The sequence below is a fragment of the Scandinavium goeteborgense genome (assembly GCF_003935895.2).
GTDB lineage: Bacteria > Pseudomonadota > Gammaproteobacteria > Enterobacterales > Enterobacteriaceae > Scandinavium > Scandinavium goeteborgense.
Map to the genome: position 1 here is coordinate 3,522,470 of NZ_CP054058.1, position 26,562 is coordinate 3,549,031.

Annotated in this window: 23 protein-coding genes; 9 read left to right on the forward strand and 14 right to left on the reverse strand. The window is 53.8% G+C overall.

All coding sequences use genetic code 11. The features are described 5' to 3' along the window. Positions 1–28: 28 nt before the first annotated feature. From glnK to A8O29_RS17735, 4 genes are all read right to left on the reverse strand, one after another. Entirely contained in the window at positions 29–367 is a 339-nt protein-coding gene (glnK, locus tag A8O29_RS17720) for a P-II family nitrogen regulator (protein WP_002891893.1), read from the reverse strand. A gap of 255 nt (positions 368–622) precedes the next feature. After that, entirely contained in the window at positions 623–2,401 is a 1,779-nt protein-coding gene (locus A8O29_RS17725) for a SmdB family multidrug efflux ABC transporter permease/ATP-binding protein (RefSeq protein ID WP_125355081.1), read from the reverse strand. Further along, positions 2,394–4,169: a SmdA family multidrug ABC transporter permease/ATP-binding protein gene (locus A8O29_RS17730; protein ID WP_125355080.1), complete on the reverse strand. Its 1,776-nt coding sequence runs from the start codon at positions 4,167–4,169 to the stop codon at positions 2,394–2,396. Before A8O29_RS17730 ends, A8O29_RS17725 begins: the two co-directional genes overlap by 8 nt. An 18-nt stretch (positions 4,170–4,187) precedes the next feature. After that, positions 4,188–4,646 (reverse strand): Lrp/AsnC family transcriptional regulator, encoded by a 459-nt coding sequence (locus A8O29_RS17735; protein ID WP_166665231.1) that lies wholly within the window; start codon positions 4,644–4,646, stop codon positions 4,188–4,190. 112 nt (positions 4,647–4,758) lie between these two features. Between A8O29_RS17735 and A8O29_RS17740 the strand changes: the two genes are divergently transcribed. Further along, positions 4,759–5,808: a PLP-dependent cysteine synthase family protein gene (locus tag A8O29_RS17740; RefSeq protein WP_246316624.1), complete on the forward strand. Its 1,050-nt coding sequence runs from the start codon at positions 4,759–4,761 to the stop codon at positions 5,806–5,808. Positions 5,809–5,877: 69 nt separating this feature from the next. On the opposite strand, the gene cof is transcribed toward A8O29_RS17740, so the two are convergent. After that, complete coding sequence (cof, locus tag A8O29_RS17745) at positions 5,878–6,696, reverse strand: HMP-PP phosphatase (protein ID WP_125355078.1); 819 nt, start codon at positions 6,694–6,696, stop codon at positions 5,878–5,880. Positions 6,697–6,810: 114 nt separating this feature from the next. Here cof and A8O29_RS17750 point away from each other — a divergent pair, with 114 nt between their 5' ends. Further along, the gene (locus tag A8O29_RS17750) at positions 6,811–8,514 is read left to right on the forward strand and encodes an SgrR family transcriptional regulator (RefSeq protein ID WP_125355077.1); all 1,704 of its coding nucleotides are present in this window, start codon (positions 6,811–6,813) and stop codon (positions 8,512–8,514) included. 75 nt (positions 8,515–8,589) lie between these two features. Beyond that, positions 8,590–9,285, forward strand: coding sequence for a 7-cyano-7-deazaguanine synthase QueC (gene queC / locus A8O29_RS17755; protein WP_125355076.1), 696 nt, complete (start codon positions 8,590–8,592; stop codon positions 9,283–9,285). A 49-nt stretch (positions 9,286–9,334) separates the two neighbouring features. On the opposite strand, the gene A8O29_RS17760 is transcribed toward queC, so the two are convergent. From A8O29_RS17760 to bolA, 9 genes are all read right to left on the reverse strand, one after another. Further along, positions 9,335–9,733, reverse strand: coding sequence for a YbgC/FadM family acyl-CoA thioesterase (locus tag A8O29_RS17760; RefSeq protein WP_110511668.1), 399 nt, complete (start codon positions 9,731–9,733; stop codon positions 9,335–9,337). Positions 9,734–9,832: 99 nt separating this feature from the next. Beyond that, positions 9,833–10,204 (reverse strand): helix-hairpin-helix domain-containing protein, encoded by a 372-nt coding sequence (locus A8O29_RS17765; protein ID WP_125355075.1) that lies wholly within the window; start codon positions 10,202–10,204, stop codon positions 9,833–9,835. 147 nt (positions 10,205–10,351) lie between these two features. Further along, positions 10,352–12,226, reverse strand: coding sequence for a peptidylprolyl isomerase (gene ppiD / locus A8O29_RS17770; RefSeq protein ID WP_125355074.1), 1,875 nt, complete (start codon positions 12,224–12,226; stop codon positions 10,352–10,354). A 210-nt stretch (positions 12,227–12,436) separates the two neighbouring features. Then, a complete protein-coding gene (hupB, locus tag A8O29_RS17775) occupies positions 12,437–12,709 on the reverse strand; it encodes a nucleoid-associated protein HU-beta (protein ID WP_010428111.1) in 273 nt (90 codons plus the stop codon). 210 nt (positions 12,710–12,919) lie between these two features. After that, positions 12,920–15,274, reverse strand: a complete 2,355-nt coding sequence (lon, locus tag A8O29_RS17780; RefSeq protein ID WP_125355073.1) for an endopeptidase La — start codon at positions 15,272–15,274, stop codon at positions 12,920–12,922. 183 nt (positions 15,275–15,457) lie between these two features. Beyond that, positions 15,458–16,732: an ATP-dependent protease ATP-binding subunit ClpX gene (clpX, locus tag A8O29_RS17785; protein WP_110511664.1), complete on the reverse strand. Its 1,275-nt coding sequence runs from the start codon at positions 16,730–16,732 to the stop codon at positions 15,458–15,460. A gap of 106 nt (positions 16,733–16,838) precedes the next feature. Continuing rightward, positions 16,839–17,462, reverse strand: a complete 624-nt coding sequence (gene clpP, locus A8O29_RS17790; protein WP_110511663.1) for an ATP-dependent Clp endopeptidase proteolytic subunit ClpP — start codon at positions 17,460–17,462, stop codon at positions 16,839–16,841. A 257-nt stretch (positions 17,463–17,719) separates the two neighbouring features. After that, positions 17,720–19,018, reverse strand: a complete 1,299-nt coding sequence (tig, locus tag A8O29_RS17795) for a trigger factor (RefSeq protein ID WP_110511662.1) — start codon at positions 19,016–19,018, stop codon at positions 17,720–17,722. A gap of 346 nt (positions 19,019–19,364) precedes the next feature. Further along, positions 19,365–19,682 (reverse strand): transcriptional regulator BolA, encoded by a 318-nt coding sequence (bolA, locus tag A8O29_RS17800; protein ID WP_133461834.1) that lies wholly within the window; start codon positions 19,680–19,682, stop codon positions 19,365–19,367. A gap of 305 nt (positions 19,683–19,987) precedes the next feature. On the opposite strand from bolA, the gene A8O29_RS17805 reads away from it, so the two are divergent. The 6 genes from A8O29_RS17805 to A8O29_RS17830 all read left to right on the forward strand — a co-directional run bounded on the left by A8O29_RS17805 (position 19,988) and on the right by A8O29_RS17830 (position 26,561). Beyond that, the gene (locus A8O29_RS17805) at positions 19,988–20,566 is read left to right on the forward strand and encodes a lipoprotein (protein WP_110511660.1); all 579 of its coding nucleotides are present in this window, start codon (positions 19,988–19,990) and stop codon (positions 20,564–20,566) included. Between the two features lie 43 nt (positions 20,567–20,609). Then, complete coding sequence (ampG, locus tag A8O29_RS17810) at positions 20,610–22,085, forward strand: muropeptide MFS transporter AmpG (protein ID WP_125355072.1); 1,476 nt, start codon at positions 20,610–20,612, stop codon at positions 22,083–22,085. A 591-nt stretch (positions 22,086–22,676) separates the two neighbouring features. Beyond that, positions 22,677–23,621: a cytochrome o ubiquinol oxidase subunit II gene (gene cyoA / locus A8O29_RS17815; RefSeq protein ID WP_110511658.1), complete on the forward strand. Its 945-nt coding sequence runs from the start codon at positions 22,677–22,679 to the stop codon at positions 23,619–23,621. An 18-nt stretch (positions 23,622–23,639) separates the two neighbouring features. Then, on the forward strand, positions 23,640–25,631 hold the full coding sequence (cyoB, locus tag A8O29_RS17820) for a cytochrome o ubiquinol oxidase subunit I (protein ID WP_110511657.1): 1,992 nt from the start codon (positions 23,640–23,642) through the stop codon (positions 25,629–25,631). Beyond that, on the forward strand, positions 25,621–26,235 hold the full coding sequence (locus A8O29_RS17825; protein ID WP_125355071.1) for a cytochrome o ubiquinol oxidase subunit III: 615 nt from the start codon (positions 25,621–25,623) through the stop codon (positions 26,233–26,235). Before cyoB ends, A8O29_RS17825 begins: the two co-directional genes overlap by 11 nt. After that, positions 26,235–26,561 (forward strand): cytochrome o ubiquinol oxidase subunit IV, encoded by a 327-nt coding sequence (locus A8O29_RS17830; protein WP_110511655.1) that lies wholly within the window; start codon positions 26,235–26,237, stop codon positions 26,559–26,561. Before A8O29_RS17825 ends, A8O29_RS17830 begins: the two co-directional genes overlap by 1 nt. Position 26,562: the final 1 nt, after the last annotated feature.

The following is a 26,562-nucleotide window of genomic DNA, read 5'->3' on the forward strand; positions in this document are numbered from 1 at the left end:
CTCGATCCCTATCACTGTGTGCCAGGAGTTACAGAGCCGCTTCGTCGGCTTCGCCGGTACGAATACGAATGACGCGTTGCAGCTCGGCGACGAAGATCTTGCCGTCGCCAATCTTGCCGGTGTACGCCGCTTTACTGATCACGTCGATCACCTCATCGAGTTGATCGTCGGCGATCGCCACATCGATTTTCACCTTCGGCAGAAAGTTGACGCTATATTCGGCACCACGGTAAAGCTCGGCATGGCCTTTCTGACGCCCGAAGCCTTTCACTTCGGTAACGGTCAGCCCCTGAATACCAATGGAAGACAGCGCTTCGCGAACGTCTTCGAGTTTGAATGGTTTAATCACCACGGTAACCAGCTTCATAGATCCCCTCCAGTCAGAATTCGGTAATGGCGGCAGCTAACACGTATGAGGTAAAGCAATCGGCGTGCCAGAAATTAAAACCGGCGGTCATTCAGAGGATTCTGGCCTTTTCTGTGGGTGCGGCGAGCGGCGCAGTTCGACTTAACGAAAATGTGAGGCAGGAAGGAAAATAAAAACGCACCATTGCGGTGCAAGGTGCGTTTTGTTTTTGCACCAGCGCGCGCTGGTGTGAGTAATTTGCTTAATCGTGGTGCATCAGGCGATAAGTGTTTCTTCTTCGATACTGGCCGCCAGTTCTTCCCCGGCAAGCTGCAGTTGATACATCTGCCAGTAACGCCCTTTGGCTTCAAGAAGTTGCTGATGCGTGCCCCGCTCTACCGCCTGGCCACGATGCAGCACCATGATGGTGTCGGCCTCAACGATGGTCGAGAGTCGGTGGGCGATCACCACCAGCGTCGTGCGCTGACGAACCAGCGCCAGGGCCTGCTGAATGGCCTGCTCGGTGCCAGAATCAATATTTGCGGTGGCTTCATCGAGGATCAGAATTTGCGGGGTATCCACCAGCACGCGAGCCAGCGCCAGCAGCTGTTTCTGCCCGACCGACAGATTGTTGCCCTGCTCACCGAGCCGGGTGTAAATCCCGTCGCTCAGGCTGCGCGCCAGTTCGGCGAGTTGCACCGTTTCAAGCGCCTGCCAGACCTGTTCCTCGCTGATATCACGGCCCAGCGTGACGTTGGCAAAGAACGATTCGGCCAGCACCACCGGGTCCTGCTGAACCATCGCCACGCCCTGACGAATGACGCTGTGGCTCAGCGACGACAGCGGGCGTCCATCAAGGCGAATTTCGCCTTTCGTCAGCGGGTAGTAGCCCATCAGCAGGCTGGCGAGGGTACTTTTACCGCTGCCGGTATGCCCGACCAATGCCACAAAGTTGCGCAATGGCACGTTAATGTTGATGTCCTGCAGCACCAGACGATCGCCACGGTAGGCGAAAGAGACATCATCGACGTCAATCGATCCGCTTTGCAGAGGCGCTTCATCTTCGCCGTAGTTTTGACGCGGTTTGTCCATCAGTTCAAACACGCGCTCGCCCGCCACCACCGCCTGTTGCAACATCGACTGCTGGGTGGTGAGTTCGATCAGCGGTTCGTTCAAACGCCCAAGGTAGCTGATAAACGCATACAGCACGCCGACTTCAATCGTGCCGGTGCTGCTCAGCCCAAACAGCATCAGCAGCCCGCAGAGAATCAGCGAGGAAAACAGGCTCAACAGCGGACGCAGCAGGAAGCCATCCAGACGCAGGGTCTGCATGCGGGCCATGTAGTGCGAGCGGCTCGCTTCCCCCATCCGTTCGCCAAAACGTGCCTGCTGACGGAACTGCTGAATAACGCTCATGCCGTTGATGACTTCGTTGAAACCGTCGTTGATATCCGCCAGATAGGCGCGGACGCGACGCACAATCGGCGTGCTGTAGCGCTGATAAATCAGCATCACCACGATCACCGCCGGGAAGATGGCGATCGCCACCAGCGCCATGCGCCAGTCGAGAGTGAACATGGCCACCAGCATCGCGCTGATCAGCGCCGCGCTGCGCAGCACCGTAGAAACCACGGTGACGTACAGATCGCGAATCACTTCGGTGTCGTTGGTCACGCGTGAAATCAGCTGTCCGACCGGCTGCACATCAAACTCGCTGAGCGGCTGGCGCAGCGCGGCGTCCATCACGTCGGTGCGCAATTGTTGCACCACCCCGACTGCGGCCCGGTTAAACAGCAGTGACTGCGCATAGTGCAGCGACGCCGCCAGCAGTTGCAGGCCAACGTACGACGCGGCAAGACCGATAACGATGCCCCACGGCAGGTAGCTTTTCGCCACCATGTTATCGATGAAATAACTTATCAGCAGCGGGCCGGTAACTTCCGCGATAGCGGCAATCCACATCATCACCATGCCGATGCCTAACGGCTTGCGCCACGGTGAACCGTAGGCTAGCAGGCGTTTGAGCGTTGGCCAAAGTTGTCCGAAACTACGCATCGGCGTCCTCCTCACGCTGCTCTTCCGGCACGTCGTCGAGCGCCGCCTCCAGTTGCTGATAACGATACATATCGCGATACCAGCCGGACTGGATCGCCAGCTGCTCGTGTTCGCCGCGCTGGGCAATGTGTCCATGCTGCATGACGATAATCTCACTGGCTTCGGTCAAGGCCGAAAGGCGATGCGCGCTGATGATCACCGTGCGACCTTCGCCCCACTGACGCAGGTTGTGCAGAATTTGATGCTCCGTGCGCCCGTCAACCGCAGACAGGGCATCGTCGAGGATCAGGATTTCAGCATCCAGCAACAGCGCACGCGCGATGGAAATACGCTGCTTCTGGCCGCCGGACAGCATCACGCCGCGCTCACCCACTTCCGTTTCATAGCCCTGCGGCAAACGCAGAATGTCTTCATGCACGCTGGCAAGCCGCGCCGCATGCTCAATTTCTGCCTGCGTTGCCCCCGGTTTCCCGAGCGCAATGTTGCTGCCCACGGTATCGGAGAACAGGAACGGGGTCTGATTGACCACTGCCAGTCGGCTACGCCAACTGTCGAGCTGCAGTGCCGTCAGAGGCAAATCCTGGAAACGAATGTCGCCCTCAGTGACGTCAAAATGACGCTGAATAAGCGACAACACCGTCGATTTCCCGGCACCGGTTGGGCCGCAAATCCCCAGAATCTGGCCAGGCTGCAGGCTGAACTGCACATTACACAGTGTCGGCTTTTCGGTTTGCGGATAGCGGAACTCGCGGATATTCACCGCCAGCGTGCCGCGGTCGGGCGTCAGTATTTGCGTGCCATCATCCACCACTGGCGCTTCGGAGAGCATGGTGCGGATTCGGGTGTAAGCGGCACTGCCGCGCTCGACGATATTAAACATCCACGCCAACGCCAGCATGGGCCAAATCATCAGGCCGAGATACATCATGAAGCTGGTCAGTTGGCCGAGCGTCAGAGTGCCGTGCACCACCATCCAGCTGCCGCCGGAAATCGCCAGCAAGTTCGCCATACCGATTGCGATGTAAATCGTCGGATCGAAGCGGGCATCCACCCGAGCCACACGCATGTTTTTCGCGCCGGTATCTGCCGCATCCGCCGCAAACTGCGCCGACTGACGGTCTTCCAGACCAAAGGCTTTGATCATGCGGATGCTGGTAAGGCTTTCCTGCGTGCGGTCATTCAGGCCGGAGAACGCCGCCTGAGCCAGCTTGAAGCGGTTATGCAGCGTGTCGCCGTTACGCTTGATAACCAGCGCCATGATCGGCATCGGCACCAGTGCCAGCAACGTCAGTTCCCAGCTAATTTGAGTCGACATGACGATCAGCACTGCACAGCCCATGACCAGTGAATCCACCAGCGTCAGCACGCCTTCACCAGCGGCAAACACCACGCGGTCGACGTCGTTGGTCGCGCGGGCAATCAAATCCCCGGTGCGGTGACGCAGGTAAAATTCAGGATGCTGACGGCTGAGCTGGCGATAATAATCTTCACGCAGTTCAACGGCGAGCTGGTAGGACGCGCCGAACAGCAGCACGCGCCAGACGTAGCGCAGCAGATAGACCACCACCGCAATCAGCGCCAGCGTCGCTACCCACATCATAATGTGCGTGGTGGTGTAATGTTGTTGCGTCACGCCATCCACCACGATGCCCACCACCTTCGGCGGGATCAGTTGCAGAATGGCAATAATGATAAGCAGCAGGACCGCGCCAAGATAGCGGCGCCATTCCCGACGGAAATACCAGCTGAGTTGAGCAAATAATCGCACGCAGAATTACCCAGAGAATTATTCGACCGGCAGCGCGGTAGTGTACTTAATCTGTTCCATCGCAAAACTCGATGTCACGTCAGATAAGCCCGGTACGCTGTTGACCAGTCGTTTGTAAAAGTCGTCGTAGCGTTTCATGTCCGCTACCTGTACCCGCAGGAGATAGTCGTATTCGCCCGCCATGCGCCAGAAGCCTAGCACTTCGGGCATTTGCGTCACCTGTGACACAAAGCGGCTATACCATTCGCTGCTGTGATGCTGGGTTTTTATCAGCACGAAGGCCGTGAGTCCGAGCCCTATTTTTTCTGCATCCAACAGCGCAACGCGTGCACGCAATACACCTTCGTCTTCGAGGCGCTTCAGGCGTTTCCAGCAAGGCGTGGTGGTCAGATTAACGGCATCGGCCAGCGCCTGCAAAGAGAGGGTGCAATCCTCCTGCAACAGCGCCAGCAGCTTACGGTCAATTTTATCTATCATGAGCGACCCATGGAGAAAATTATTCTCTCTTAATTGTATTTCAAAGGCTATATAGCAACAATTTTTTCCGTGCTTTCCGTTAAGCTGGGCACAAAATGACAAACAGGACGTAATGATGAACAGCACCTGGGTAAAACACGCCATCAGTGAGATTAACGCCGACTACCAGCGCTCTGCGGATACGCATCTGATTCGCCTGACGCTGCCCGCCTTCCCCGGCATTCAGCTCTACCTGAAAGATGAAAGCACGCACCCAACCGGCAGCCTTAAGCATCGCCTGGCGCGCTCTCTGTTTTTGTACGGTTTGTGCAACGGCTGGATCAAAGAAGGCACCACGATCATCGAAGCCTCGTCAGGATCGACCGCGGTTTCTGAAGCCTATTTTGCGCGCCTGCTCGGCCTGCCGTTTATCGCGGTGATGCCGTCCTGCACCGCGAAACGCAAAATTGAGCAAATCGAATTTTACGGCGGTCGCTGTCACTTTGTGCAAAGCGCCTGCGAAATCTACGAAGCCTCTGAAATGCTAGCCCGCGAGCTGAACGGTCATTATATGGATCAGTTCACCTACGCCGAGCGCGCGACTGACTGGCGCGGAAACAATAATATTGCCGACAGCATTTTCCGCCAGATGCAGCATGAGCCGAACCCGGTTCCGGCGCATATCGTGATGAGCGCAGGCACCGGCGGCACGTCAGCTACCATCGGGCGGTATATTCGCTGCCAGGGTTACGACACGCAGTTGACGGTGGTTGACCCGCAGAACTCGGTATTTATGGACTACTGGCAACAGCGCGACGCGACGCTGCGCAGCCCGGTTGGCAGCAAAATTGAAGGGATTGGTCGTCCGCGCGTCGAGCCGTCGTTCATTCCTGACGTGGTCGATAACATGCTGCGTGTACCGGATGCGGCGAGCGTCGTCACCGCGCATTGGCTGGAAACGCAGCTGGGCCGCAAAGTCGGAGCCTCAACCGGCACCAACATGTGGGGCGCGTTACAGCTTGCCGCGCAGATGCGCAGTGCGGGTCAGTCTGGCTCGATTGTGACCCTGCTGTGTGACAGCGGCGAACGCTATCTCGAAACCTACTACAACCCGCAATGGGTGGCGGCAAATATTGGCGAGCTTGCCCCGTCACAGATTGCGCTGTCAGAGCTTATTGGATAGTAATTAACGACCGCAGAAAAGAAAAAAGCCAGACATCATAGGATGCCTGGCTCGCCGGAAGGGTCTCATTCATTCGGGGGAATAAGGGAGATGTGGTGTATCCAGCCAATGCGTCAAAAAGTGGGACACCGCCTGATTCTGGCAGTGACCGATAACCGGTAAGTGCGGTAACGCCGCTTTCAGCTGCGGCATGGCGTTGCCCATGATCAGGCCTTTACCCACCTGCCCCAGCATTTCGCTGTCGTTCATCGCGTCGCCAAAGGCCATGCAGTCTGCCATGGTCATGCCGAGATGAGTGCTGAGCGTCGCCAGAGCTGCGCCTTTGTTGCTGCCGACGGGCAGCACTTCCAGACATTCGAACGCAGAAAACGTCAGATGCGCGCGGGAACCCAACGCCTCATTGAGCTGGATCCGTAAGCGGCTGAGATCGTCATGATCACCACAGAAGCAGATCTTGGTCACGTCATGGGCTGGCAGACGTTTGAAATCGCAGAGCTGATAACGGAACCCGCTATAAACGTGCGCCTGTAGCATGTCCGGAATATCTCTGTCCGTCAGCCAACCGCTGTCGTTAAACACATGCATGCTGGCCTGCGTATCCCAGTGGCTATGCAGAACAAGGTCGGCCACGTCGGGAGCCAGATCGCTACGGTGCAGCACATCGCCTTCCAGGGAATGAATGCGCGTGCCGTTACCGGTTATCAAGAAGGCATCGAGGGAGAAGTTGCCAATCAGATGGCGCATTTCGAGGACATGGCGGCCGGTGGCAAACGTCAGCGTAATTTCCCGCTCGTGCAGGCGCTTGAGCGTACTCAGCGTTTGTTCGCCCAGACGATGGTCGGGCATCAACAGCGTCCCGTCCATATCAAATGCAGCCAGTCGTGCCATGTTGTTCCCCGGAAGTGTGATGAGTGTCGCTTGTGCGAAAGTATCGCCTGAGATATACGGAAGGAATAGTGAATGATTAAATTTTATTGTTCCGGGTTTTCCAGGTGAGCGACGATGCGCCAACTCAACAGACTTAATCAGTTTCAACGATTGTGGCAGCCCTCTTCCGGCGCGCCGCAGCAAATTACTGTCGCCGAACTGGCGGAGCGCTGTTTTTGCAGCGATCGGCATGTGCGAACGCTGTTGCGTCAGGCGCAGGATTCTGGCTGGCTTAGCTGGCAGGCCCAGTCAGGCCGGGGAAAGCGCGGCACGCTGACGTTTCACGTCACGCCTGAGACGCTGCGCAATGAGATGATGGAGCAAGCACTTACGCTCGGCCAACAGCAGAATGCGCTGGAGCTGGCACAGCTCGCGGCGCCGGAGTTACGCGCCCTGCTGCATCCGTTTCTCGGCGGTCAGTGGCTGAACAATACGCCGACGCTGCGTATTCCCTACTATCGCCCCCTCGAACCGCTGCACCCGGGTTTTCTGCCCGGGCGTGCGGAGCAGCATCTGGCAGGGCAGGTTTTTTCCGGCCTGACTCGCTTTCATCAAAATACCGCCGAGCCGCTCGGCGATTTGGCCCATCACTGGGAAGTGTCGGTCGACGGTTTACGCTGGCACTTTTACATCCGTTCCACGCTGCACTGGCACAATGGCGATCCGGTTGATACCGCGCAGCTGCATCGGCGCCTGGAAATGTTACTGGCAGAGCCCGGTCTGCGGACGCTATTCGCCAGCGTGCAACGCATCGAAATCACTCACGCGCAGTGCCTGACCTTTACGCTGGTCAAGCCTGACTTCTGGCTGGCGCATCGACTGGCCAGCTATTGCAGCGTGCTGGCGCATCCGGATGACCCGACCATCGGGACCGGGCCGTTCCGGTTGAAAATCTTCGAACCTGAGCTAGTACGACTCGAAAGCCATAATCGCTACCATCTGACGCATCCGCTATTACAGGCCATTGAATACTGGATAACGCCGCAGCTGTTCGAGCAAGATTTGGGCACCAGCTGCCGTCACCCGGTGCAGCTGGCCATTGGCGAAGCGGGTGACCTGGGGAAACTCCGGCTGGTGAGCGACAGTATTAGCCTCGGCTTTTGCTACCTGACGCTGCGAAAAAGTGCCGCGCTTACCACGCCTCAGGCGCAAAAACTGATTACCCTGATTCACCGGACATCGCTGATGCAGACGCTGCCGCTGGATGAAAACCTGATTACGCCCAGTCAGGAACTGCTGCCAGGTTGGGAAATTCCGTTGGCAGAAGACGCAGAATCTGTGGCCTTCCCGGCTGCATTGACGCTGATCTACCATTTGCCAGTTGAACTTCACACCATGGCTGAACAGCTTCGCCAGGCGCTGGAAAAACAGGGCTGTAAGCTGACGGTTATTTTCCATGATGCCAAAACTTGGGATGGCTGTCCGCATTTGGCGAAAGCGGATTTAGTGATGGGCGACAGGCTGATTGGCGACACGCCTGAATACACGCTCGAGCAATGGCTGCGCTGCGATCCTCTGTGGCCACATACGCTCAGCCCGGCACAATACGCCCATCTTCAGGCCACGCTTGATGCGGTTCAGACCCAGAAAAACCCAAAGTCGCGCCATGCTGCCCTGCAAAACGTTTTCCATCATTTGATGGATACGGCAGTGCTGACGCCCCTGTTTAATTATCAATACAAAATCAGCGCGCCGCCGGGTGTGAACGGCATTCGCCTGAACGCCCGTGGCTGGTTTGATTTCACTGAAGCCTGGCTGCCTGCGTCTACGAACACATAAAGCACGTGTTGTAGCTGGTGGACGCCGTCTTCAAACGCTACCATAGCGTTTTCTTCAATATTGACAGGATTTGCTATGAAACGCGCCGTTGTGGTCTTTAGCGGAGGCCAGGACTCCACGACTTGCCTGGTTCAGGCTTTACAGCAGTATGACGAAGTGGACTGCGTGACGTTTGATTATGGCCAGCGCCATCGCGTGGAAATCGACGTCGCACGTGAACTGGCGCTGAAACTCGGCGCGCGTGCACACAAGGTGCTCGACGTTACGTTGCTTAACGAACTGGCGGTCAGCAGCCTTACCCGCGACAGCATCCCGGTCCCGGACTACGAACCGGAAGCCAACGGTATTCCGAATACCTTCGTGCCGGGCCGCAACATTCTGTTCCTGACCCTGACCGCGATTTATGCCTATCAGGTCAAAGCGGAAGCAGTGATCACCGGGGTATGCGAAACCGACTTCTCTGGCTATCCGGACTGCCGGGATGAGTTCGTTAAAGCCCTCAACCACGCAGTGAACCTCGGTATGGCGAAAGAGATCCGCTTCGAAACGCCGCTGATGTGGATAGACAAAGCCGAAACCTGGGCGCTCGCAGATTATTGGGGCCACCTTGATATGGTTCGCAGCGAAACCCTCACCTGCTATAACGGCATCAAAGGCGATGGCTGTGGTCACTGCGCTGCCTGCACGCTTCGCGCCAATGGCCTGAATCATTATCTGGCCGACAAAACCGGCGTTATGGCGGCATTAAAAGCAAAAACCGGTCTGCAGTAAGTGCATACTCCCCGGCGGCATTCTGCGTGCCGGGGTTCATTTCTATAATTTATTCGACCATCTCTTCCAGGTGAGCACGAAGTTCGCCATCCAGCGGTAACGCTTTTTGTGTTTTCAGATCGATACACACGAACGTAATCTGCGCATCTGCCACCACTTCTCCTTCAGGCTCCAGCGTCACGACCTGGCTTAGCACGCCGCTTTTGCCGTTCAGTTGCTGCACCTTGCTGGTCACCGTCAGCAGGTCGCCCAGTACCGCGGGACGACGATAATTGATGTTGATATTCACCACGACGAACGCGATATGGTGCTGGCTCATCCATTGAAAGCCCGCGCTGCTTTCCAGCCCGTCCCAGCGAGCCTCTTCGAGGAACTCAAGGTAGCGAGCGTTATTAACGTGTTGATAAACATCCAGGTGATATCCACGAACTTTAATTTGAGTCTGCATAGCGCAATAGCCTTTGTTATTTATAGAGTCAGAGGTCGCACACTGGTACGACCTCTTCAGTCTGGCATTTTTTTGCTACTGTGCAAACTCTCCCGGAGGTCAGAGCATCAGATGTGAAAGATTTCTTTCGACAAGCGCACCGCCCATACCTGGCACCTGACGTAAATCGTCAATGGCTTTGAACGGACCGTATTCTTCACGATAGCTGACAATAGCCTGGGCTTTTTTGAGCCCTACGCCATTCATCACCCGGGCCAGTTCATCAGCGCTGGCGGTGTTGATACTGACCTTATCGCCGGCGCTTTGGTTTGCTGTGGCTGACTCGTTGAGTTTTTCAGGGCTCGCAGGGGCCGCTGCGGATTTGGCGTCCACAGGGGGTTTACCTGCCGCCGTGGCAGCCAGAGCGTGAGAACCGATACCCGAGATGGCGAGAGTAAGAATGAGAAGTACTGTTTTGATTCCTGATTTCATGCTGTATCTCCTTGTTTGTTGACAGCGACGTCACGATAACCAGAGGGAGAAAACAGTACAAAGGGCAGATTTCAAAATTGGAAAAGGCCGCGAAAGCGGCCTTTAAATATTGCAGTGCGTTACGAAATTCTGCGAGCGTGCTCGACGTTATTGCTGTTGTGCAGCGATGTCGCCCAGCTTGATCTTCGCTTCTTTACGCAGGTTTGCCATCAGTGCTTCGAAAGCCACCTGGGCGTTGTTCTGGGTGATCCCCTGAACCATCGCTGTCTTCTGTGCTTCCGGCATGGTGCCGTCTTTCACTTCGTCCAGCGACAGAATAACAACGTTGCCCTGCATGTCAGAACCGACACCGTAGCTCGCTTTGTCTTTCTGCGGCAGTGGCAGGGTGAACGCGGTCTGGCTCAGCGGATCCTGACCAGTACGGCTCAGAGTCTTCGCTTCACCAAAGCTCAGGTTCGCCGCTTTCATCACGTCGTCGCCCTTACCTGCTTTCAGGTCAGCCAGCAGTTTCTCTGCGGTGATGTTCGCCTGCTGCACCGCTTTGGTGTGCTTGACGATGTCCGTCACCTGCGCTTTCACTTCCGCCAGAGGTTTGACCGCTTCAGCTTTATGCTCGCTAATACGCAGCACGAACGCACGGTCGCCATCGACGGTGATGATGTCAGAGTTACTACCCGGGGTGCCGTTTTGACCCACCAGACCGCCGTTAAAGATAGCTTCAGATACCGGTTTGAAATTCAGCTCAGCTGGCAGATTGTCGTGACCAAACCAGCCAGTCTCAACCGCTTTCACACCGGAAACCTGCTCTGCACCCGCCAGGGATTCGTTATCGTTGCTTGCCGCATCGCTCACTTTCTGCTGCAGAGCATAGAAAGCGTCCAGTGCTTTTTCCTGCTTCACTTTCGCTGCGATATCGTCATGAACTTCGGCCAGCGGCTTAATTTTCGCTGACTGAACGTCATCAAGACGCGCGACCAGGAAGCCGACGGAAGATTTGATCACACCTGACAGCTGACCTTTATCTTTCAGACCCGCATTTTTCAGCTCGTCCGGCGTAGTAGACGCTTCCAGCCAGCCCATGTCGCCGCCATTTTTGGCAGAGATAATGTCGGTGGATTTCGCTTTCGCCACGTCAGCAAAGTTCGCGCCTTTGTTGATTTCATCCAGCGCCGCTTTTGCATCTGCTTCGGTTTTGGTCTGAATCACGCTGTAGCGTACGCGCTGCGGCTGAGTGTACTGATCCTGGTGCTGATCGTAGTAAGACTGGATGTCGTTGTCGGATGCGGTTTCCTGCATCGCCGCGGCGTCCAGCTTGATGTAGCTCACGCGGAACTGCTCCGGCGCAACAAATTCATTCTTGTGCTGCTCGTAGTAGCTGGTGATTTCCTGATCGCTCACCAGCTGCTTCGCCGCCAGGGCATTCACATCAAGGGTAGCTTCGCGTACGACACGCTGCTGGGAAACCAGAGAAGCCAGCTCGTCCGTTTCGCCCGGAAGCATGAACTCGGAACCGACGATGGCGTTGATCAGCTGTTGAGTTACCAGCTGGTTACGCAGCGCCTGCGCGTACTGGTCAGTCGTCATGCCCATCTGGCCGACGATACCGCTGAAACGCTGGTTATCGAATTTGCCATTCGCCTGGAACGCCTGAGTTTCGAAAATCGCCTGTTTCACCTGCGCATCGCTGATGCCAAGGTTCAGGTGTTTCGCATACTGGTCGAGAAGGGATTCGTCGATAAGACGGTTGAGCACCTGCTGACGCATGGTTTTCATGTAGTTTTCGTTGGAAGCCAGTTCAGAGAACTGATCGCCCAACTGCTGCTGCATGCGATTTCGCTCGCTGGCAACGGCATTTTCATATTGTGCGCGGCCTATTTCCTGGCCATTCACTTTCGCGGCGTATTCTTTGGTTCCGCCAATCAGGTAGCTGCTCACGCCGGTCAAAATGAACGACACGATAATGATACCGAAAATAATCTTGAGCACGACACTATTGGCTGCCGTACGTAAGGAGTCCATCATGGTGTAACAACGCTCCGCTGTAGGTGACTGTATCCTCGCACAGCATACCATGAGAGCGGCTGCGCGTGAGGGCGTATTTTGACAAGAAACGAGGGTTATTGTCAGCCCACAACTCGCCTAAAGTCGCATAAAGTCAGGCTAAAGAAACAAAAAAGGCACATCTGATGATGCGCCCTTGTACTTTGTCACATTCCCTGAACGGGAAAGCGATCAGTTTACCGCGTCTTTCAGTGCTTTACCTGCACGGAAACCTGGCACTTTGGCAGCAGCGATGGTGATCTCTTTACCTGTTTGCGGGTTGCGACCAGTACGGGCAGCACGCTCTTTAACAGCAAAAGTACCAAAACCAACCAGTGCAACGTCATCCCCGGACTGCAGAGACTCGGTAACGGAAGCGATTAAAGCGTCTAACGCACGTCCAGCAGCAGCTTTAGAGATATCCGCACCTGCAGCAATTTTGTCAATCAGTTGAGATTTATTCACTATTCTCTTCCTCTCTTTATAATTTATATCGCACTGGAATCCTTCGCAATGCGACGGCGCAGCAGTTATATCAGGAGTGTCATGCCCTTACAACACCCGTTGTATATGACATACCCAACCAGCAATCTAAATTAGCTATACAAAAAAAGGCTGGCAAGTGCGATTTCACCTACCAGCCCCGTTTTTATTAGCGCTATTTGCGCGACGTCACTATTTTACGGTCTCTACCTGCATGCCATACGGCGCATTTTGCAGTGCAAGGGCCAGAACTTCTTCAATCCGCTTAACAGGATGGATATCCAGATCGGCGATCACGTTATCAGGAATTTCTTCCAGATCGCGTTTATTTTCATCTGGGATCAGAACTGTCTTAATGCCACCGCGGTGGGCCGCCAACAGTTTTTCCTTCAGACCGCCGATAGGCAGAACCTGGCCACGGAGCGTGATTTCACCGGTCATCGCCACATCAGCGCGAACCGGGTTGCCGGTCAGACACGACACCAGCGCGGTACACATTGCGATACCGGCACTTGGACCGTCTTTCGGGGTTGCCCCTTCCGGTACGTGCACGTGAATGTCGCGTTTTTCGTAGAAGTCGCCGTTAATACCCAGCTTCTCTGCACGAGCACGCACGACGGTCAGCGCTGCCTGAATGGATTCCTGCATCACTTCACCCAGCGAGCCGGTATAGGTCAGTTTGCCTTTACCTGGAACGCACGCGGTTTCGATGGTCAACAGGTCGCCACCCACTTCGGTCCACGCCAGGCCAGTCACCTGACCGACACGGTTTTCGCTGTCGGCACGGCCAAAGTCAAAGCGCTGCACGCCGAGATAGTCATGCAGGTTTTCACCATTGATATCAATGTGCTTGAGCGTTTTGTCCAGCAGCAGCTGTTTCACCGCTTTACGGCACAGTTTGGAGATTTCACGCTCCAGACTACGCACGCCCGCTTCACGAGTGTAGTAGCGAATGATGCTGACAATCGCACTGTCATCGACCGTAATTTCGCTCGGCTTTAACGCGTTTCGCTCAATCTGCTTCGACAGCAAATGACGTTTCGCGATGTTCAGCTTCTCGTCTTCGGTGTAACCGGACAGACGAATCACTTCCATACGATCCAGCAGTGGAGCCGGAATGTTCATGGAGTTAGAGGTCGCCACAAACATCACATCGCTGAGGTCGTAATCGACTTCGAGATAGTGATCGTTGAACGCTACGTTCTGTTCTGGATCAAGAACTTCCAGCAGAGCTGACGCCGGATCGCCACGCATATCGGACGACATTTTGTCGATTTCATCCAGCAGGAATAATGGGTTTTTAACGCCCACTTTCGCCATTTTCTGGATAAGTTTACCCGGCATGGAACCGATGTAAGTCCGACGGTGACCGCGAATTTCTGCTTCGTCACGCACGCCGCCCAGCGCCATACGGATGTACTTACGCCCGGTCGCTTTCGCGATGGACTGACCCAGAGACGTTTTACCTACCCCTGGTGGTCCAACCAGACACAGAATTGGGCCTTTGAGTTTGTTCACGCGGCTCTGGACTGCGAGATACTCGAGGATGCGATCTTTCACGCGTTCCAGACCGTAATGGTCGGTATCGAGAACCTCCTGCGCCTGACGCAGGTCCTTTTTAACTTTGCTGCGGGCAGTCCATGGAACCTGCACCATCCAGTCAATGTAGCCACGAACGACAGTCGCTTCCGCAGACATCGGCGACATCATTTTCAGCTTCTGCAGCTCGGCTTCGGTCTTCTCTTTTGCCTCTTTCGGCATTTTAGAGGCGTCAATTTTACGCTTCAGGGCTTCATTTTCGTCCGGCGCATCGTCCATCTCGCCGAGTTCTTTCTGAATGGCTTTCATTTGCTCGTTCAGATAGTACTCGCGCTGGGATTTCTCCATCTGCTTTTTGACGCGGTTGCGAATGCGTTTCTCAACCTGCAGCAGATCGATTTCCGATTCCATCATCGCCATCAGGTATTCCAGACGCTCGTTGATGTCGGACATTTCCAGCACTGACTGTTTATCAGTCAGCTTCAGCGGCATGTGCGCTGCGATGGTGTCCGCCAGACGTGCAGGATCGTCGATGCTGTTCAGCGACGTCAGCACTTCTGGTGGGATTTTCTTGTTGAGCTTGATATAGCCTTCAAACTGGCTAATGGCAGTGCGTACCAGCACTTCCTGCTCGCGCTCGTCGATTGCCGGAGACTCAAGGTACTCCGCTTTCGCCGAGAAATGCTCGCCGTCGTCAGACAGCGCGGAAATACGCGCACGCTGCAAGCCTTCAACCAGTACTTTGACGGTGCCGTCAGGCAGCTTCAGCATCTGCAAAATAGAGGCCACGGTCCCGACGGTGAAAAGATCGTTTACACCCGGCTCATCCGTTGAAGCGTCTTTCTGAGCAACCAGCATGATTTTTTTATCATGGTCCATGGCCGCTTCGAGACAACGGATAGATTTTTCCCGCCCTACAAATAAGGGAATGACCATGTGCGGATAAACCACCACATCGCGCAACGGCAATACGGGGATTTCAATGCGTTCAGAACGCTCAGGATTCATAGAGCTCTCTCTTAGTTTAATTTCCGCCAGGTAGTCAATGGCGTCACTGTGCTTCACGCCACCGTTAACATGTAATCCAGTATATGGGGATGTTTCCCACACATTCAACGGGAGGAATACAGGAAAAGTAAAAGGGGGATAAAATATCCCCCTTTTGGTTAACTGACTGAGTGAATTGGTGAATTATTCGCCAGATGCCTGCTGCGTTTCAGCGGCGCTGTAAATCAGCAGCGGCTTGGTTTGACCTTCGATGACGGACTCATCAATAACCACTTTTTCGACGTCTTCCATGGAAGGCAGGTCGTACATGGTATCGAGCAGTGCCGCTTCAACGATTGAACGCAGGCCACGGGCACCGGTTTTACGGGCCATCGCTTTACGCGCAATCGCATCCAGCGCTTCGTCACGGAATTCCAGATCAACCCCTTCAAGACCGAACAGTGCCTGATATTGCTTAGTCAGGGCGTTTTTCGGTTCTTTCAGAATCTGAATCAGCGCATCTTCACTCAGTTCGTTGAGCGTCGCGACAACCGGCAGACGACCGATGAATTCCGGGATAAGACCAAACTTGATCAGATCACCCGGCTCTACCTGCTCCAGCAGTTCACCTTCATTCGCTTTTTCGGATTTCGCTTTTACCGTCGCGCCAAAGCCAATACCTGAACCGGTTTCAACGCGGTTAGCGATCACTTTATCCAGACCGGCGAATGCGCCGCCACAGATAAACAGGATCTTCGACGTATCAACCTGCAGGAATTCCTGCTGCGGATGCTTACGGCCACCCTGCGGCGGAACAGCAGCCACGGTGCCTTCGATGAGCTTCAGCAGAGCCTGCTGTACGCCTTCGCCGGACACGTCACGGGTGATCGACGGGTTATCCGATTTACGGGAAATTTTGTCGATTTCATCGATATAAACGATGCCGCGCTGTGCTTTCTGCACGTCGTAATCGCATTTCTGCAACAGTTTCTGGATGATGTTTTCAACGTCTTCACCCACGTAACCGGCTTCGGTCAGGGTGGTTGCATCAGCCATAGTAAATGGAACATCCAGCAGGCGTGCCAGCGTTTCCGCGAGCAGCGTCTTACCGGAGCCGGTTGGGCCAATCAGCAGAATGTTACTTTTGCCGAGCTCAACGCCGTTGCTGGTATCGCCGTTACGCAGACGCTTATAGTGGTTGTATACCGCCACAGCCAGCACTTTTTTCGCACGTTCCTGACCGATAACATAATCGTCCAGGTGATGGCGGATTTCATGCGGTGTCGGCAACGCACTACGTTCACGATGCGGGGCTACCTCTTTGATTTCTTCGCGAATGATGTCGTTACATAAATCAACGCATTCGTCGCAGATATACACGGACGGCCCGGCGATCAGCTTACGCACTTCGTGCTGGCTTTTGCCGCAAAAAGAGCAATACAACAGTTTGCCTGAACCATCTTTGCGTTTATCTGTCATGAGTCCAAACCTCTTTCTAAGTTCTTTGTGCCGCACATGACGACGCAAATGCCAGTCTTAACGGAATGCCGCCCTAAACAGTATAGCGGCACTCGACGCAGTGGCATTATTTACGATGGGTCAAAATGGAGTCGACCAGGCCATACTCTACTGCTTCAGACGCAGCGAGGAAGCGGTCGCGCTCGGTGTCGCGCTCAATCTGCTCAAGAGATTGACCCGTGTGTTGCGCCATAAGTTCATTCATGCGCGCTTTAACTTTCAGGATTTCGCGGGCGTGGATTTCGATATCCGTCGCCTGGCCCTGATAGCCGCCCAGCGGCTGGTGAATCATAACGCGGGAGTTCGGCAGGCAGAAACGCTTGCCCTTCGCTCCAGCAGTCAACAGGAATGCACCCATTGAACACGCCTGCCCCATACAAATGGTGCTGACGTCTGGCTTAATGAACTGCATGGTGTCGTAGATGGACATCCCTGCAGTGATGACGCCGCCTGGGGAGTTGATGTACAGGTAAATGTCTTTTTCCGGGTTTTCCGCTTCCAGAAACAGCATCTGCGCTACGATCAGGTTCGCCATGTGGTCTTCCACTTGGCCGGTCAGAAAGATAACGCGCTCCTTGAGCAGACGGGAGTAGATATCAAAAGAACGTTCACCGCGTGAGGTCTGTTCGATGACCATTGGCACCAGGGCCATATGGGGTGCAAAGTTATCTCGTTCGCCACTGTATGACATGTCCGTCTCCTGGATAAAAAGTGAAAATACCTGCTGTACTGATTGTAACCTTGCGGACGGATCATCAGCCAGTCAATCTACTGCTTCCCCTTTTATGGGGGTGGCACTGCCCTATTTCAAGCATAACAATATTTTGCTGTAACGCTAACACCGAAACCGCGTTTTGGCACGTATCGTCATCTATTACAGTGATAAAAAAAACCCGCTACCAGAGGCAACGGGTTTTTCGCTCAAACTTTAAACCGTGAGGGCGTTAATTACGCCTGCTGGTTCATCAGTTCGTTGAAAGAAGTCGCTTTTTCAGACACTTTCGCTTTGTTCAGAACGGCTTCAACAGCCTGCTCTTCCAGAGCTACGTTGCGCATGTTGTCCATCAGCTCTTTGTTTTTGCTGTAGAACTCGATGACTTCTGAAGGATCTTCGTACGCAGCAGCCATCTCTTCGATCAGGACTTTAACGCGGTCTTCGTCAGCTTTCAGCTCGTGGGTACGAATCACTTCGCCCAGCAGCAGGCCAACAACTACGCGGCGTTTAGCCTGCTCTTCGAACAGCTCGCGTGGGAGTTCCATAGCCTGTTTGGCGTTGCCACCAAAGCGCTGTGCAGCCTGCTGACGCAGTACGTCGATTTCGCTGTCGATCAGGGCAGCAGGAACGTCGATGTCGTTGGCGTTAACCAGACCGTCGATTGCCTGAGACTTGATGCGGTTTTTAACCGCGCCTTTCAGCTCGCGTTCCATGTTTTTACGAACTTCAGCACGCAGGCCGTCTACAGAACCATCTTCAACGCCGAAACGTTTGATGAATTCAGCAGTCAGTTCTGGCAGCTCACGCTCTTCAACTTTCTTCAGGTTGATAGCGAATTTCGCTGCTTTACCTTTCAGGTTTTCTGCGTGGTAATCTTCCGGGAAGTTCACGTCGATAGTGAATTCTTCGCCAGCTTTGTGGCCTTTGATACCGTCTTCAAAGCCTGGGATCATACGACCCTGGCCCATTGCCAGTACGAAATCAGTGGCTTTGCCGCCTTCGAATTCTTCGCCGTCAATAGAACCGGAGAAGTCAACGGTAACGCGATCTTCATCGGCTACAGCGCCTTCTTTATCTTTCCAGGTCGCCTGCTGCTTGCGCAGAGTGTCCAGCATGCCGTCAAGGTCAGCATCAGTCACTTCAACAACCGGTTTTTCAACTTCGATTGCGTCCAGACCCTGCAGCTCTACTTCTGGGTAAACTTCAAATTCAACAGAGTAAGTGAAGTCTTCACCCAGTTTGTACTCGCCCGGAACGTAAGTCGGGGAGCCCGCTGGATTGATTTTCTCTTTGATGATCGCATCAACGAAGTTGCGGCTCATCAGGTCACCCAGCACGTCCTGACGAACAGAGGCGCCATAACGCTGAGCAACAACAGTCATCGGTACTTTCCCTTTACGGAAACCGTCGATGCGAACTTTTTTCGCTACGTTGACCAGCTCGCTATTTACAGCTTTTTCGATGCTGTCAGCAGCGATAGTAATCGTTACACGGCGGCCAAGGCCCTGAGTGGTTTCAACTGAAACTTGCATCTTGTTACCTCAAAAAAATCACAGTGCTCGGTCAACTCTGGAAGCACGTATCGATGGCTTCGCTGAACCGGGATGTTCTCTTCAATGCAGAATACAATCCCTGTTGCCAGAATCATCCCGAAGACATTCCGAAAATAAGACGCAGCATTATAGCGGCATCACTGTAGTGAGTCGAGAACGGTAATGCCGCTTGGATGCGCCATTTTTCACAGTTTTGAGGTGATTTTGACCCAAAAAATGCGTTACCCGCTCAAAATTCAAGCAAAACAAAACGGCCCGCAGGCCGTTTCTCATTTAATCTGTACGCAACATACTGGAAAAGTTCCGGCAGTTGCAAATGCGAATTTTACGCGATACTGCCCGCGCCGCGACAAGGTGGGGATGCAAAGACGGTATCTTGCAGCCCTTCCCACTCTTTCACGGTGTAGGTATGCAACGCCAGCGCATGCACGGTTGTGGACAATTCAGCAGTCAAAGTGCCATAAATCATGCGGTGACGGTTAAGAAAACGTTCTCCGGCAAAGCGATCGCTGACCAGCACCACTTTAAAGTGACTTTCGGAGCCGGCCGGGACATTGTGGCGATAACTTTCGTCCACCACTTCGAGGAATAAGGGTTCAAACGCTGCCCTCAATTTATCTTCTATCTGTTCACGTATCATCATGAATTTACTCCTCCGACAACGCTGAGATGCCGCCCTTCCCTTTAAATGTTAGCCGCTTTTACCGTTTCCATTACATCAAGACAACAAAAATTTAGCTTCCGTCTGTATTTCTCAGTCAAATGGATGAACTTTGGGCCCTCGCGTAAACGAATAATCTCAAAAAAGAGGTCGAAATCGGACTTGCGTTCAGAAAACACTCAACACGATGAATTTACATGCGTTGACCACTTCCCCTTGCCGTTGGCGATGTTATGATGGCGGGAATTTTTCGCCCGTTGAACAACAGTGACGCTGAGAGTCTTACTATGTTAAAAAAAATCCTCTTCCCGTTGGTTGCGATGTTTATGCTGGCCGGTTGTGCCAAACCGCAAACGACTATTGATGTAGCACCAAAAATCACCCTGCCTTCACAGGATCCAAGCCTGATGGGCGTGACTGTCAGCATCAACGGCGCAGACCAGCGTACGGACCAGGCGCTGGCTAAAGTGACCCGTGATAACCAACTGGTCACGCTGACCCCTTCCCGCGACCTGCGTTTCCTGCTGCAAGAAGTACTTGAGAAGCAGATGACCGCGCGCGGTTATATGATTGGACCGAACGGTGCCGTCGATCTGCAGATCATCGTTAACAACCTGTATGCAGACGTGTCTCAGGGCAACGTGCGCTACAACATCGCTACCAAAGCTGACATCGCCATTATCGCCACCGCGAAGAATGGCAATAAGATGAACAAAAACTATCGCGCAAGCTATCAGGTTGAAGGCGCCTTCACGGCAAACAACCAGAACATTGCTAACGCCGTTAACAGCGTGCTGACGGATACCATTTCCGATATGGCGCAGGACACCAGCGTCCACGACTTCATCAAACAGAACGCCCACTAAGTCTTTCTGACCCGGCCCTGCGCCGGGTCAGTTATTTATGCCCATGTCCAACCAATACTTACGCATTTTCCAGCAGCCTAAATCAGCGATCCTGCTGATACTCGGTTTCGCCTCTGGTTTACCCCTGGCGCTCACGTCCGGCACGCTTCAGGCGTGGATGACCGTCGAGAACATCGATCTCAAAACTATCGGTTTCTTCTCTCTCGTCGGCCAGGCCTACGTCTTTAAATTCCTGTGGTCGCCGATGATGGACCGCTACACGCCGCCGTTTTTGGGGCGCCGTCGTGGCTGGCTGCTGACCACGCAGATCCTGTTACTGTTTTCGATTGCGGCGATGGGCTTCCTTGAACCCACGTCGCAACTGCGCTGGATGGCGGCTCTTGCGGTGGTGATCGCCTTCTGTTCGGCGTCGCAGGACATCGTTTTCGACGCATGGAAAACTGACGTTCTGTCGCCAGAAGAGCGCGGCACCGGGGCAGCAATCAGCGTGCTGGGCTATCGCCTGGCGATGCTGGTGTCCGGCGGGCTGGCACTGTGGCTGGCAGATCAGTGGCTCGGCTGGCAAGCCATGTACTGGCTGATGGCGGCACTGATGATCCCGTGCATCATCGCCACGCTGTTTGCACCTGAACCGAGCGATGTCATTCCTGCGCCGAAAACTCTGGAACAGGCTGTTGCCGAACCGCTGCGTGATTTTTTTGGCCGTAACAATGCCTGGCTGATCCTGCTGCTGATTGTCCTTTATAAGCTGGGCGACGCATTCGCGATGAGTCTGACCACCACCTTCCTGATTAGAGGTGTCGGTTTTGATGCGGGCGAAGTTGGCGTGGTGAATAAAACCCTCGGGCTGTTTGCCACCATTCTCGGCGCACTGTACGGCGGCGTGCTGATGCAGCGTTTATCCCTGTTCCGCGCATTGCTCATTTTCGGCATTTTGCAGGGCGCATCCAATGCCGGTTACTGGCTGTTGTCGATTACAGACAAAAGCATGTTAACCATGGGCACGGCGGTGTTCTTTGAAAACCTGTGCGGCGGGATGGGAACAGCGGCATTCGTCGCATTGTTAATGACGCTGTGCAACAAGTCCTTCTCGGCGACGCAGTTTGCGCTGCTCTCTGCCCTTTCGGCGGTGGGTCGCGTCTATGTCGGCCCGATTGCAGGCTGGTTTGTCGAAGCGCACGGTTGGCCCACGTTTTATCTGTTCTCGGTATTTGCCGCCATTCCAGGTATTTTGCTGCTGATGCTGTGTCGGCAAACGCTGGAATACACCTGGCGGAGCGAAAGCTTTATGCCGCGAACAGAATTCAAGAGCATCTATTCCCTCGCCCTGCGGATCCTCGCCATTGGCTGCCTGATTATCGGTGTCTGGCTGCTGCTGCTTATCATGAACGCGCTTGACCTCACGGCCTTCTCGTTCCTGACGGGCCTGCTGGAAGTGGGGGTTTTGATTGCCATTTGCGGCATCGTGCTGGGCGGGATCCTCGACGCGCTGGCATTACGCAAAACGCACCTCGTCTGACCCGCAAAATCGTATACCCTAAATAATTCGAGTTTCAGGAAGGCGGCAAGTTTGGGAATCCCAGGAGCTTACTCAAGTAAGTGACTGGGGTGAGCAGACACAGCCAACGCGCATGCCACTTGAAGTATGACGGGTATAATTGCCGTTGTAGTTTCTTTCAGTAATAATAACGGTAATAATTCATTCTTTTTTTTCGATTGTTATTTTGTGCGTTATTTAATTTCGGAAATTACTGACGCTTTTTAAGTTTCGGCATATTTCCTTAACCGATTCAGCTTCCATTCGATTATTTTTTTGTTTTTACGATGTCGTCAACTTGATAATAAATTGTTAACTTTTTGTGTTTTTTCCACATTTATTATACCCAATACCAGAGAAACAAATCCATTCCACCTCGTTTCGTTATAAAACTGCGGTAATGCGCTATCCGCCTGGATTTTAGACACAACCAGCAACATCTGTGACAGGCCCGGCAGAACCCAGTAACACCCGAAAGACACTTCTCCAATCATGTTTACAGTAATGTAACCTTCCCGTAAAATGCCCCCACACTTTAAACGCCACCAAATCCCGTGGAATTGAGGTCGTTACATGAGACTCAGGAAATACAATAAAAGCTTGGGATGGTTGTCATTAATCGCCAGCACTGTTTTACTCAGTGGTTGTGATTCTGCGCTACTTGACCCCAAAGGACAGATTGGACTGGAACAACGTTCGCTGATACTGACGGCATTCGGCCTGATGTTAATCGTCGTCATTCCCGCCGTCTTGATGGCCGTTGGTTTCGCCTGGAAATACCGTGCGAGCAACAAAGATGCGAAGTATAGCCCTAACTGGTCACACTCCAATAAAGTGGAAGCTGTGGTCTGGACGGTGCCTATCCTTATCATCCTGTTCCTCTCCGTGTTGACCTGGAAAACCACTCACGCGCTTGAGCCTAGCAAACCGCTGGCCCATGCCGAGAAGCCAATCACTATCGAAGTGATTTCCATGGACTGGAAATGGTTCTTCATTTACCCGGAGCAGGGCATTGCGACCGTTAACGAAATCGCTTTCCCGGCGAACGTTCCGGTTCAGTTCAAAGTCACCTCCAATTCCGTGATGAACTCGTTCTTTATCCCGCGTCTGGGTAGCCAGATTTACGCGATGGCCGGTATGCAGACTAACCTGCATCTGATTGCCAACGAAGCGGGCACCTACGACGGTATCTCCGCCAGCTACAGTGGCAAAGGCTTCTCTGGTATGAAGTTCAAAGCTACTGCAACACCTGATCGCGCTACGTTCGACCAGTGGGTCGCGAAGGTGAAACAGTCTCAGAGCACCATGACCGATATGGACGCTTATGAAAAACTGGCAGCGCCGAGCGAGTACAACAAGGTGGAATACTTCTCCAGCGTGAAACCTGATTTGTTTAAAGACGTTATTAACAAATACATGGGTCACGGTCACATGGACATGAGCCAACCTGCCGGTGAGCACGCCTCACACGAAGGGATGGAAGGCATGGACATGAGCCACGCGGAAACCGCTCATTAAGGGGCCGAGGAAGAAACGATGTTCGGAAAATTGACACTGGATGCAGTGCCCTACCACGAACCCATTATCGTGGTTACGGTGGCTGCAATTATCATCGGTGGTGCGGCCTTACTGGGCCTGATCACTTACTTCGGTAAGTGGACCTACCTGTGGAAAGAGTGGCTGACTTCGGTCGACCACAAAAAACTGGGCGTGATGTACTGCGTCGTCGGTATCGTGATGCTGATTCGTGGCTTCGCGGATGCCATCATGATGCGTAGCCAGCAGGTTCTGGCCTCGGCAGGTGAAGCGGGCTTCTTGCCACCTCACCACTACGATCAGATCTTTACCGCCCACGGCGTTATCATGATCTTCTTCGTCGCGATGCCGCTGGTTATCGGCCTGATGAACGTGGTTGTTCCTTTGCAGATCGGCGCACGCGACGTTGCGTTCCCGTTCCTGAACAACCTCAGCTTCTGGTTCACGGTTGTCGGTGTGATTCTGGTTAACCTGTCTCTCGGTGTGGGCGAATTCGCACAGACCGGCTGGCTGGCCTATCCGCCGCTGTCAGGCATTGAGTACAGTCCCGGCGTCGGGGTCGATTACTGGATTTGGGCACTTCAGCTCTCCGGTATTGGTACTACCCTGACCGGTATCAACTTCTTCGTGACCATTATCAAGATGCGTGCGCCTGGCATGACCATGTTCAAGATGCCGGTATTTACCTGGGCCTCTCTGTGCGCAAACGTCCTGATTATTGCATCATTCCCGATCCTGACCGTCACCATCGCCTTGCTGACCCTCGACCGCTATCTGGGTACCCATTTCTTCACTAACGAAATGGGCGGCAACATGATGATGTACATCAACCTGATCTGGGCATGGGGCCATCCGGAAGTGTACATTCTGGTTCTGCCAGTCTTCGGTGTGTTCTCAGAAGTGGTGGCAACCTTCTCGCGTAAGCGTCTGTTTGGTTACACCTCTCTGGTGTGGGCAACCGTGTGTATTACCGTTCTGTCGTTCATTGTTTGGCTGCACCACTTCTTCACGATGGGTGCTGGCGCGAACGTAAACGCCTTCTTCGGTATTGCCACCATGATTATCGCTATCCCTACCGGGGTTAAGATCTTCAACTGGTTGTTCACCATGTACCAGGGTCGTATCGTGTTCCACTCCGCGATGCTGTGGACCATCGGCTTTATCGTGACCTTCTCGGTCGGCGGTATGACCGGTGTTCTGCTGGCGGTGCCGGGCGCGGACTTCGTTCTGCATAACAGCCTGTTCCTGATTGCCCACTTCCATAACGTGATTATCGGTGGTGTGGTGTTCGGTTGCTTCGCAGGGATCACTTACTGGTGGCCGAAAGCGTTCGGTTTCACCCTGAATGAAACCTGGGGCAAGCGCGCATTCTGGTTCTGGATCATCGGCTTCTTCGTCGCATTTATGCCGCTATACGTGCTGGGCTTCATGGGTATGACCCGTCGCCTGAGCCAACAGATTGATCCACAGTTCCACCCAATGCTGGTTGTTGCAGCCTGCGGTGCGGCGCTGATTGCCTGCGGTATCGCATGTCAGCTGATTCAGTACTACGTGTCTATTCGCGACCGCGAGCAGAACCGTGACTGGACCGGTGACCCATGGGGCGGCCGTACGCTGGAGTGGTCAACGTCCTCTCCTGCACCTTTCTATAACTTTGCACACGTACCGCACATTCATGAGCGTGACGCGTTCTGGGAAATGAAAGAGAAAGGCGAAGCGTACAAGAAACCCGCGAGCTATGAAGAAATTCATATGCCGAAAAACAGCGGTGCAGGCATTGTGATTGCTGCCTTCGCAACGGTGTTTGGTTTTGCCATGATCTGGCATATCTGGTGGATGGCGATCGTTGGCTTCCTCGGCATCATCATCACCTGGATTGTAAAAAGCTTCGACGAGGACGTGGATTACTACGTGCCTGTGGCAGAAATCGAAACACTGGAAAACCAGCATTTCGATGAGATCTCTAAGGCAGGGCTGAAAAATGTCAACTGATACTCTGACTAACGCGCATGCCCACGCGCACGAACATGGGCATCATGATGCAGGACCGATGAAAGTCTTCGGTTTCTGGGTCTACCTGATGAGCGACTGCGTTCTGTTCTCTATTCTGTTCGCAACCTATGCGGTGTTGGTTAACAACACCGCGGGTGGTCCGGCAGGTAAAGACATTTTCGAGCTGCCGTTCGTGCTGGTTGAAACCGCCCTGCTGTTGTTCAGCTCCATTACTTATGGCATGGCGGCTATCGCCATGTATAAGAACAATAAAAGCCAGGTTGTTTCCTGGCTGGCGCTGACCTGGCTGTTCGGTGCAGGGTTCATCGCGATGGAAATCTATGAATTCCATCACCTGATCATGGAAGGTATGGGCCCGGATCGTAGTGGCTTCCTGTCCGCGTTCTTCGCGCTGGTGGGTACTCACGGTCTGCACGTGACCTCCGGTCTTATCTGGATGGCTGTTCTGATGTTCCAGATTAACCGTCGCGGCCTGACCCCGACCAACCGCACCCGTATCCTGTGCCTGAGCTTGTTCTGGCACTTCCTGGACGTCGTCTGGATCTGCGTGTTCTCTGTAGTCTATCTGATGGGGGCGATGTAATGAGTCATTCAACCGATCACGGCGCTTCCCACGGTAGCGTAAAAACCTACATGACAGGATTTATCCTGTCGATCATCCTGACGCTAATCCCGTTCTGGATGGTGATGAACGGCACCGCATCCCACGCAGTCCTGATTGGCTGTGTACTGGTGGCTGCGGTAGTACAGATTCTGGTGCATCTGGTGTGCTTCCTGCACATGAACTCCAAGTCTGATGAGGGCTGGAATCTGACGGCATTCATCTTTACTGTACTAATCATTGCGATTGTAGTGATAGGTTCAATCTGGATCATGTGGAACCTTAACTACAACATGATGGTTCGATAAG